We start from the raw sequence: 9,533 nt of genomic DNA on the forward strand, positions 1-9,533 counted from the left end.
CTTCCGCCCCCGCTCGGGCTTCCGCCCCCGCTCGGGCTTCCGCCCCCGCTCGGGCTTCCGCCCCCGCTCGGGCTTCCGCCCCCGCTCGGGCCGCTGCCCCGCTCGGGCCCTCGCCTACGTCCGCCGCCGGCCGATCTTCGATCCCAGCCACACGAGCGGGTCGTACTTGCGGTCGACCGCCCGCTCCTTCAAGGGGATCAGCGCGTTGTCCGTGATCTTGATGCCCTCGGGGCAGACCTCCGTGCAGCACTTGGTGATGTTGCAGTAGCCGAGACCGTGCTCGTCCTGGGCCGTGGCCTTGCGGTCGAGGCCGGACTCCGCCGCCGCGTCCAGCGGGTGCATGTCCAGCTCCGCCACCCGCATCAGGAAGCGCGGTCCGGCGAACGCCGGCTTGTTCTCCTCGTGGTCACGCACCACATGGCAGGTGTCCTGGCACAGGAAGCACTCGATGCACTTGCGGAACTCCTGCGACCGGTCGACGTCCTCCTGCATCATCCGGTACTCGCCGGGTCCGACACCGGCGGGCGGAACGAAGGCGGGCACCTCTCGCGCCTTGTCGTAGTTGAAGCCGACGTCGGTCACCAGGTCCCGTACGACCGGGAAGGCGCGCAGCGGGGTGACGGTGATCGTCTCCTCCCGGGTGAACACCGACATCCGCGTCATGCACATCAGCCGCGGCCTGCCGTTGACCTCCGCCGAGCACGAACCGCACTTGCCCGCCTTGCAGTTCCAGCGCACGGCGAGGTCGGGAGCCTGGGTCGCCTGGAGCCGGTGGATGATGTCGAGGACGACCTCGCCCTCGTTGACCTCGACGCCGAAGTCCTCCAGGCCGCCGCCCTTCACATCTCCACGCCACACCTTGAAGCGGGCCTCGTAGCTGCTCACTCGTACAGCTCCTCTTCGGCGAGGTACTTGACCAGCTCCTCCTTCTCGAAGAGGGCGAGCAGGTCGGGGCGGATGGGCTGGGTGGTCTCGTTCACCAGGTCGATCTGTCCGGCCACCGGGTCGGTGACGGCCGGTCCGCCGGTCGGGTCGGTGAGCCGGCACAGCAGGTTGATCCGGCGCCAGGAACGTTCCATCGCGGGGTGGTCCTCGCGTGTGTGGCCGCCCCGCGACTCCACGCGCTCCAGCGCCGCCCGGGCGACGCACTCGCTGACCAGCAGCATGTTCCGCAGGTCCAGGGAGAGGTGCCAGCCCGGGTTGAACTGACGGTGGCCCTCCACCCCGGCGCGGCGCGCCCGTACCCGCAGCTCGGCGAGCTTCTCCAGGGCCCGCTCCATCTCGGTCTCGCGGCGGATGATGCCGACCAGGTCGTTCATGGTCTGCTGGAGTTCCTGGTGCAGGGTGTACGGGTTCTCGGGCGGCTGCGGGACGACGGCGGGCGCGCCGCCCGCCGACGCGGCGGGGACGGACTCGGGTCCCTCGGCGGAGAAGGGCCGCAGCGCCTCCGCGGCGGCCTCGTCGACCTGGGTGTCGTCCACCGGCGGACGGGTGTCCTCCCCGGTGAGACCGGCCGCGTACTCGGCCGCGTGCCACCCGGCCCTGCGCCCGAACACCAGCAGGTCGGAGAGCGAGTTGCCGCCGAGGCGGTTGGAGCCGTGCATACCGCCCGCGACCTCGCCGGCCGCGAACAGCCCGGGCACCCCGCGCGCCGCCGCCGTGTCCGAGTCGACCGCGATACCGCCCATCACGTAGTGACAGGTGGGCCCGACCTCCATCGCCTCGGCGGTGATGTCGACGTCGGCCAGCTCCTTGAACTGGTGGTACATGGAGGGGAGCCGGCGCCGGATCACCTCTGCGGGCATCCGGGTCGACACGTCGAGGAACACTCCGCCGTGCGGTGATCCGCGGCCCGCCTTCACCTCGGAGTTGATGGCCCGCGCCACCTCGTCGCGCGGCAGCAGCTCCGGAGGACGCCGGTTGTGGTCCGGGTCCTCGTACCAGCGGTCGCCCTCCTCCTCCGACTGCGCGTACTTCTCCTTGAATACGTCGGGGATGTAGTCGAACATGAACCGCTTGCCCTCGGAGTTGCGCAGCACCCCGCCGTCACCGCGCACCGACTCGGTGACGAGGATGCCCTTGACCGACGGCGGCCAGACCATGCCGGTCGGATGGAACTGCACGAACTCCATGTTCAGCAGCGGCGCCCCGGCGAGCAGCGCCAGCGCGTGCCCGTCGCCCGTGTACTCCCACGAGTTGGACGTCACCTTGAAGGACTTGCCGATGCCGCCGGTGGCGATCACCACGGAGGGCGCCTCCAGGACGAAGAAGCGCCCCGACTCCCGCTCGTAGCAGAAGGTCCCGGAGATCCGCTGTCCGTCCTTCAATATCCGTGTGACGGTGCACTCCTGATAGATCTTCAGGCGTGACTCGTAGTCGCCGGTCTCCCGCATGTCCTCCTGCTGGAGGGACACGATCTTCTGCTGGAGCGTGCGGATCAGTTCGAGGCCGGTGCGGTCGCCCACGTGGGCGAGGCGCGGATACTCGTGGCCGCCGAAGTTGCGCTGCGAGATCCGCCCGTCCTTCGTCCGGTCGAAGAGGGCGCCCCAGGTCTCCAGCTCCCAGACCCGGTCCGGTGCTTCGCGGGCGTGCAGTTCGGCCATCCGCCACTGGTTGAGGAACTTGCCGCCGCGCATGGTGTCGCGGAAGTGGACCTGCCAGTTGTCGCCGGAGTTCACATTGCCCATGGCGGCCGCGATGCCGCCCTCGGCCATCACCGTGTGGGCCTTGCCGAACAGCGACTTGCAGATCACCGCCGTACGGGCGCCGCGCTCGCGTGCCTCGATCGCGGCGCGCAGTCCGGCGCCGCCGGCACCGACCACGACGACGTCCCACTCCTGTCGGTCGACCACGGACATCAGGGGGCTCCACCCAATCTAGAAGAAGCGCGGATCGTCGAAGGCGCCGGACGCGACCAGGTACACGTAGAAGTCGGCGAGCGCCACGCTCACCAACGACGCCCAGGCCAGCAGCATGTGACGGGCGTTCAGTTTCCCGACCCACTGCCACATCCGGTACCGCACGGGGTGCTTGGAGAAGTGCTTGAGCTTTCCGCCGACGATGTGCCGGCAGGAATGGCAGGAGAGGGTGTACGCCCAGATCAGCGTGATGTTGACCAGGAACACCAGCGTGCCGAGGCCCATGTGGCCCCAGGCGTAGTGCTCGTCGCGGAAGGAGAGCACGGTGTCGTACGTGAGGATGCCGGCGACGACGAGGGCCGCGTAGAAGAAGTACCGGTGGATGTTCTGCAGGATCAGCGGGAAGCGGGTCTCGCCGGTGTACTTCTTGTGCGGTTCGGCCACCGCGCAGGCCGGCGGGCTCGCCCAGAAGCCCCGGTAGTAGGCCTTGCGGTAGTAGTAGCAGGTCAGCCGGAAGCCGAGCGGGAAGACCAGGATGATGATGGCGGGCGAGATGCCCCACCAGCTCCCGAACAGGTCCGCGTTCGGGCCCGAGCGCATCGTCCCGCACCGTTCCGCCAGACAGGGCGAGTAGAACGGCGAGACGTAGGGCGCCGCGTAGTAGTGCGTGTCCGAGAAGGCCCGCCACGTCGAGTACACGACGAAGGCCAGCAACCCGGCCGCGGTGGCGGCGGGCGCCAGCCACCAGCGGTCGGTCCGCAGATGCGGGGCGGCGATCGCGGCGCGCGTACCCGTTCGTACACCGCCGCTGTTCAGATGAGGTTCCGTACCAGTGGCCAACTTCGCACTCCGGTCGGGTTCGGGGGTGCGCCGGTGTCGCGGGCGCTAGTGGGAGGGACCGTGGTGCGCGCCGAGACCCTCGTCGTCGGAATCGGTCCACAAGGAGCTGTCGTACGGGGTGTCGGGGACCGGCACCAGGTCGGGCAGCCGCCCGGACCCGGATCCCGCCGGTCCGGGCACGGCCGGGAGCCCGGGGGCGCGGCCCGCGGCGGACTCGCGCAGCAGCGCGAGACTCTCGCGCAGGTGGTCGGCGTCGGCGCGCACTCGGCGCATCTCCAGACCGGTGCCCATCTGCTGTTCCAGGCGCCGCACCGACCGCTGCAGATCGTCGAGGCAGCGCTGGACTGACGTCAGGTCGTCGTGCACGGACATGACTTGCCCTCACTTCCGTGGGCCCCGCGGCTTCAGGCGGCAACGTTCATGCGCCTGCGAGTGTTGCGCGTCACAAGGTCCCCTGTGAAGGCGTGTGCACGGATTGAAGGCCGTCGCGCTCCAGAACGAACGCCGTGCGCCGCCTCCTCCGCCCACGCGCCGGTCGAATTCCCCGCGCGCCCGGGAGCGGACCGGAGGGCCGCGCGGCAGGCCGGACGGCCCGGGGGACCGGGCGGCGGCGCCGTACCCCCGCGTGCGCGGTGTCCGGATACGGACCCGCGGGGCGGCCCCGGCGCGATTCCGGATACGGGCGGGGGCGCAACCCTCCGGGGCGATTCCGGATGCGACCCGTGGCGGGGCCCTGCGCGGTTCCGGATGCGACCCGTGGCGGGGGCCCGGCACGGGTCCGGATTGCGCCGCACGAGTGGGGTTACCGGTCCCCGTCGTCGTGTCGCCGCCTCCCCTCCGCCGTCCTGCTCTTCAGTTGGCATGTAGATCGGATCAACTCACTAATACCGCCGAACGGGACCAGAAACGGACCAGCTCCCGCGGCGGAGCGTCCCCCGGAGGTTGCAGTGATGTCCCACGAAGGCGTCGGACTGCGCGCGGTGATGCGCTCGGCCGCATTTCTCACCGCGGGCGCGCTCGCGGTACCCGCCCTCGCCGCGTGCAGCGCGGACGACGAGGCGGACCGACCCGCGGCGGTGCAGGACATCGCGCCCGCGTCCCGTGACCTGGTCGCCGACGGCGGCACCCTGCGCTGGGCCGTGGACGCCGTACCGGAGACGCTGAACGCGTTCCAGTCGGACGCCGACGCCGCGACCAACCGTGTCGCCGGTGCCGTCCTGCCGTCGATGTACCGGCTCGACGCGAACGGCCGGCCGCAGATCAACTCCGACTACCTGGAGTCGGCGAAGGTCGTGGGCACGTCGCCCAAGCAGGTCGTGCTGTACAAGCTCAACCAGCAGGCCGTGTGGAGCGACGGACGCGAGATCGGAGCCGCCGACTTCGCCGCCCAGTGGCGCGCCCTGTCCGGCAAGGACTCCGCGTACTGGACGGCGCGCAACGCCGGTTACGACCGGATCCAGAAGATCGAGCGGGGCAGGAACAACCTGGAGGTCCGCGTCACCTTCAGCCGGCCCTACGCCGACTGGAAGGCGCTGTTCTCGCCGCTGTACCCGAAGGACGTCATGGGTACCGCGGACTCCTTCAACGACGGCGCGCGGCGCAAGCTCAAGGTCAGCGCGGGGCCCTTCGCGGTGAAGACGGTCGACCGCAAGACCGGCCAGGTCCGCCTCACGCGCAACGCCCGCTGGTGGGGCCGTCCCGGCAAGCTCGACGAGATCGACCTGGTGGCCGTCGCCCGGGACAAGCGGGCCGAGGCGCTCGCCGACGGCAAGCTCGACCTGGCCGAGATCGACCCCGCCGAGGCCGAGCAGGTCACCCTCGCCGCCCGGCACAAGGACGGCGCCCCGTTGCAGGGGGCCTCCGCGACGAGCGAGAAGAGCGGGAAGGCCACGTCCAGGAAGAAGGACGAGAAGGCCGAGACGGAGGAGTCCGAGGAGGAGGACGGGAAGAACTCGGCGGACGAGAAGAGCGACAAGGACGAGAGCGCCGAGCACGAGAAGACCGCCAAGCACGAGAAGAGCGAGAAGAGCGAGAAGAGCGAGAAGAGCGAGAAGGCCGGGAAGGGCAACAAGGACGAGGACAGCGACAAGAGCGAGAAGACGGCCGGGAAGGGCAACAAGGACGAGGACAGCGACAAGAGCGAGAAGACGGCCGGGAAGGGCAACAAGGACGAGGACAGCGACAAGAGCGAGAAGACGGCTGAGAAGGGCAGCAAGGACGAGGACGGCGAGAAGAGCGAGACGAGCGAGAAGAGCTCGCGGCACGAGAAGACCGACGACGGCGAACAGGACGACGAGAGCGAGAAGGGCGAGTCGGGCACGAAGGGCAGCGGGGCCGGCGCGACGAAGGCTTCCGCGGGGTCGGGACTGAGCGGCTTCGTGGTCCGCAAGTCCCTGGAACCCGCCTTCACCCAGCTCGCCCTCAACGGCTCCGAGGGCCCCCTCGCCGACGAGCGCGTCCGCCGCGCCGTGGCCCGTGCCCTGAACCGCAAGGAACTCGCCCAGGCCGTCCTCCGGCCGCTCGGTCTGCCCGCCGAACCGGTCGGCAGCCACCTCGCCCTCGCCGGCCAGTCCGCGTACGCCGACAGCAGCGGCGCCCTCGGCAACCAGGACGCCGCCGAGGCGCGGGCGCTGCTCGCGGACGCCGGGTGGGTGCCGGGCGGTCCGATCACGGAGCAGAAGAAGACGGGGAAGGCGGCCGGCTCCGAGGGCAAGAAGGGGGACGGCGCCGAGGACGGCAGGCCGGGCGGGGGCGGGACGTACGTTCTCGGCGACGACGACAAGCCCTCCCGGGTGGGCCGGGAGCCCGCCCAGGACCCCAAGGACCACGCGCGCAGGCAGGAGCAGCAGACCGGTGTGATGCAGGGCGCCCACACGGACGAGCAGGCCGCCCGGCACATGGACGGCCGCCAGTACGCCGGGCAGGGCGGGCTTCCGGGGGCGTACGCGCCCAAGGGGACGGCGGCTCCGGCGGGCGCGGCGTCCAATGTCCTCGCCAAGGACGGCAAGCCGCTGGCGCTGCGCTTCGTGGTGCCCTCGGGCGCGGGCTCGGAGTCCCTGCGGCTCGTGGCCGACCGGATCGCGCGGATGCTCCAGCGCGTCGGTGTCCGTACGGACATCACGAAGGTCTCCGACGAGAGCTACTTCAAGGACCACATCGCCTCGGGCGACTACGACCTGGCGCTCTACTCGTGGCCCGCCTCCGCCTTCCCGGCCACCGACGCCCGTCCGATCTACGCCAAGCCCGTGCCGGCGGCGGACGGCTCGCTGAGCGTCGAGCAGAACTACACCCGCGTCGGCACCGACCAGGTCGACCAGCTCTTCGACCAGGCGCTCTCCACCCTGGACGAGGGCGAGGAGCGCTCCCTGGTCCGCAAGGCGGACGCCCGGATCTGGGCCGCCGCCGGCTCCATCCCGCTCTACCAGCGCCCTCAGCTCGCCGCGGCCCGCGCCGGCCTGGCGAACACCGGGGCCTTCGGATTCCAGACCCCGGTGTACGAGGACATGGGCTTCCTGAAGAAGGGCGCGAAGCCTTCGGCGAGCCCGTCGAAGAGCCGGTGACCTGCGGATGAACGACCCGGGCCCGCCCTGTGGCGGGCCCGGGTCGCCCGGCCCCCGGTGGCCCTGCGGAGGCCGCTTCTGTCAAGGCCACGTACCATGGGGTAAGGCCGTGGCGTGTTCAGCCCGGCAGTGGCCCCGCGGATGCGGAGGCCGTCCACTCACTCCGGGAGAAGCGCCTCACTATGGCCACGCGCCACGACATCCGCAACGTCGCCATCGTCGCCCACGTCGACCACGGCAAGACCACTCTGGTCGACGCCATGCTCAAGCAGGCCGGTGCCTTCGCCGCGCACGCCGCCGAGTCGCTCGACGACCGCATGATGGACTCGAACGACCTGGAACGTGAGAAGGGCATCACGATCCTGGCGAAGAACACGGCGGTCAAGTACCACCCGAAGGATGGCGGCGACGCCATCACGATCAACATCATCGACACCCCCGGCCACGCCGACTTCGGTGGTGAGGTCGAGCGCGGTCTGTCGATGGTGGACGCGGTCGTCCTGCTGGTCGACGCCTCCGAGGGCCCGCTGCCGCAGACCCGCTTCGTGCTGCGCAAGGCGCTGCAGGCCCGCCTGCCCGTCATCCTGTGCATCAACAAGACGGACCGCCCGGACTCGCGCATCGACGAGGTCGTGAACGAGGCGTACGACCTCTTCCTCGACCTGGACGCCGACGAGGACCAGATCGAGTTCCCGATCGTCTACGCCTGCGCGCGTGACGGCGTGGCCTCGCTGACCAAGCCGGAGAACGGCACCGTCCCGGCCGACAGCGACAGCCTGGAGCCGTTCTTCACCACGATCCTGGAGTCCGTCCCGGCCCCGTCCTTCGACGAGGCCGCGCCGCTCCAGGCCCACGTGACCAACCTGGACGCCGACAACTTCCTCGGCCGTATCGCGCTGCTCCGCGTCGAGCAGGGCGAGCTGCGCAAGGGCCAGACCGTCACGTGGATCAAGCGCGACGGCACGATGTCCAACGTGCGCATCACCGAGCTGCTGATGACCGAGGCGCTCACCCGCAAGCCCGCCGAGGTGGCCGGCCCCGGTGACATCTGCGCCGTCGCCGGTATCCCGGACATCATGATCGGTGAGACCCTCGCCGACCCCGAGAACCCGATCGCGCTGCCGCTCATCACGGTCGACGAGCCGGCGATCTCCATGACCATCGGCACGAACACCTCGCCGCTGGTCGGCCGCGGTGGCACGGGCAAGGGCGCGGACGCCAAGGCCGCGGTCAAGGACAAGGACCGCAAGGTCACCGCCCGCCAGGTCAAGGACCGCCTCGACCGCGAGCTGGTCGGTAACGTCTCCCTCCGTGTGCTCGACACCGAGCGCCCGGACGCCTGGGAGGTCCAGGGCCGCGGTGAGCTCGCGCTCGCCATCCTGGTCGAGCAGATGCGCCGCGAGGGCTTCGAGCTCACCATCGGCAAGCCGCAGGTGGTCACCCAGGTGATCGACGGCAAGGTCCACGAGCCGGTCGAGCGCATGACGATCGACGTCCCCGAGGAGCACATGGGCGCGGTCACGCAGCTCATGGGCGTCCGCAAGGGCCGCATGGACAACATGTCGAACCACGGTTCCGGCTGGGTCCGCCTGGAGTTCGTCGTTCCGTCCCGCGGCCTCATCGGCTTCCGGACCGAGTTCCTGACCGGTACGCGCGGCACGGGCATCGCCCACTCCATCCACGAGGGCCACGAGCCGTGGTTCGGCACCCTGACGACCCGTAACAACGGTTCGCTGGTCGCCGACCGCGCGGGCGCCGTCACGGCGTTCGCGATGACGAACCTCCAGGAGCGCGGTGTGCTGTTCACCGACCCCGGCACCGAGGTGTACGAGGGCATGATCGTCGGCGAGAACTCGCGCGCCGACGACATGGACGTGAACATCACCAAGGAGAAGAAGCTCACCAACATGCGCTCGGCCGCCGCCGACTCGTTCGAGGCGATCGTCCCGCCGCGCAAGCTCTCCCTGGAGCAGTCGCTGGAGTTCTGCCGCGACGACGAGTGCGTCGAGGTGACCCCGGAATCCGTTCGCATCCGCAAGGTCGTCCTCGACCAGAAGGAGCGCGGCCGCACCGCGAGCCGCGCCAAGCACGGCTGATCCACCGGTCCCGTCGGCCTGATCCGTCAGGCCCGGCCGGCTGATCCACCGGCAACCTGAGCCCGGGGGGCCCCCCCAGGGGGGGCCCCCGGGGGTTTTGCACCCCTTTTTCGCCCACCGGTGTCCGAAATTCGGTGTGGCCAGACCGAAACCCCAGTAACACGTCCCGTTCTGGGGGT

The 9,533-nt window shown here is 70.4% G+C and carries 6 protein-coding genes; 2 read left to right on the forward strand and 4 right to left on the reverse strand.

Annotated elements, in window-relative coordinates; translation table 11 throughout:
• Positions 1-114: 114 nt before the first annotated feature.
• Genes ACFXGX_RS11265 through ACFXGX_RS11280 form a run of 4 tightly spaced genes read right to left on the reverse strand, consistent with a single transcriptional unit; the run spans position 115 to position 4,070 of the window.
• Positions 115-885, reverse strand: a complete 771-nt coding sequence (locus ACFXGX_RS11265; RefSeq protein WP_384788128.1) for a succinate dehydrogenase/fumarate reductase iron-sulfur subunit — start codon at positions 883-885, stop codon at positions 115-117.
• Entirely contained in the window at positions 882-2,858 is a 1,977-nt protein-coding gene (locus ACFXGX_RS11270; protein ID WP_384788131.1) for a fumarate reductase/succinate dehydrogenase flavoprotein subunit, read from the reverse strand. Before ACFXGX_RS11270 ends, ACFXGX_RS11265 begins: the two co-directional genes overlap by 4 nt.
• An 18-nt stretch (positions 2,859-2,876) precedes the next feature.
• The gene (locus tag ACFXGX_RS11275) at positions 2,877-3,698 is read right to left on the reverse strand and encodes a hypothetical protein (protein ID WP_382787803.1); all 822 of its coding nucleotides are present in this window, start codon (positions 3,696-3,698) and stop codon (positions 2,877-2,879) included.
• Between the two features lie 45 nt (positions 3,699-3,743).
• Positions 3,744-4,070: a hypothetical protein gene (locus ACFXGX_RS11280; RefSeq protein WP_384788134.1), complete on the reverse strand. Its 327-nt coding sequence runs from the start codon at positions 4,068-4,070 to the stop codon at positions 3,744-3,746.
• Between the two features lie 578 nt (positions 4,071-4,648).
• On the opposite strand from ACFXGX_RS11280, the gene ACFXGX_RS11285 reads away from it, so the two are divergent.
• Both ACFXGX_RS11285 and typA read left to right on the forward strand, forming a co-directional pair.
• Positions 4,649-7,258, forward strand: a complete 2,610-nt coding sequence (locus tag ACFXGX_RS11285; protein WP_384788137.1) for an ABC transporter substrate-binding protein — start codon at positions 4,649-4,651, stop codon at positions 7,256-7,258.
• Between the two features lie 182 nt (positions 7,259-7,440).
• Positions 7,441-9,354: a translational GTPase TypA gene (typA, locus tag ACFXGX_RS11290; protein WP_384788140.1), complete on the forward strand. Its 1,914-nt coding sequence runs from the start codon at positions 7,441-7,443 to the stop codon at positions 9,352-9,354.
• Positions 9,355-9,533 lie beyond the last annotated feature (179 nt).

Origin of the sequence: Streptomyces sp. NPDC059371, assembly GCF_042751995.1 — a bacterium.
Classification (GTDB): domain Bacteria; phylum Actinomycetota; class Actinomycetes; order Streptomycetales; family Streptomycetaceae; genus Streptomyces.

Coding starts and splice junctions, on each gene's coding strand:
- ACFXGX_RS11270 (WP_384788131.1), bottom strand. CDS start 2,858: ATGTCCGTGGTCGACCGACAGGAGTGGGACGTCGTCGTGGTCGGTGCC.
- typA (WP_384788140.1), top strand. CDS start 7,441: ATGGCCACGCGCCACGACATCCGCAACGTCGCCATCGTCGCCCACGTC.
- ACFXGX_RS11285 (WP_384788137.1), top strand. CDS start 4,649: ATGTCCCACGAAGGCGTCGGACTGCGCGCGGTGATGCGCTCGGCCGCA.
- ACFXGX_RS11280 (WP_384788134.1), bottom strand. CDS start 4,070: ATGTCCGTGCACGACGACCTGACGTCAGTCCAGCGCTGCCTCGACGAT.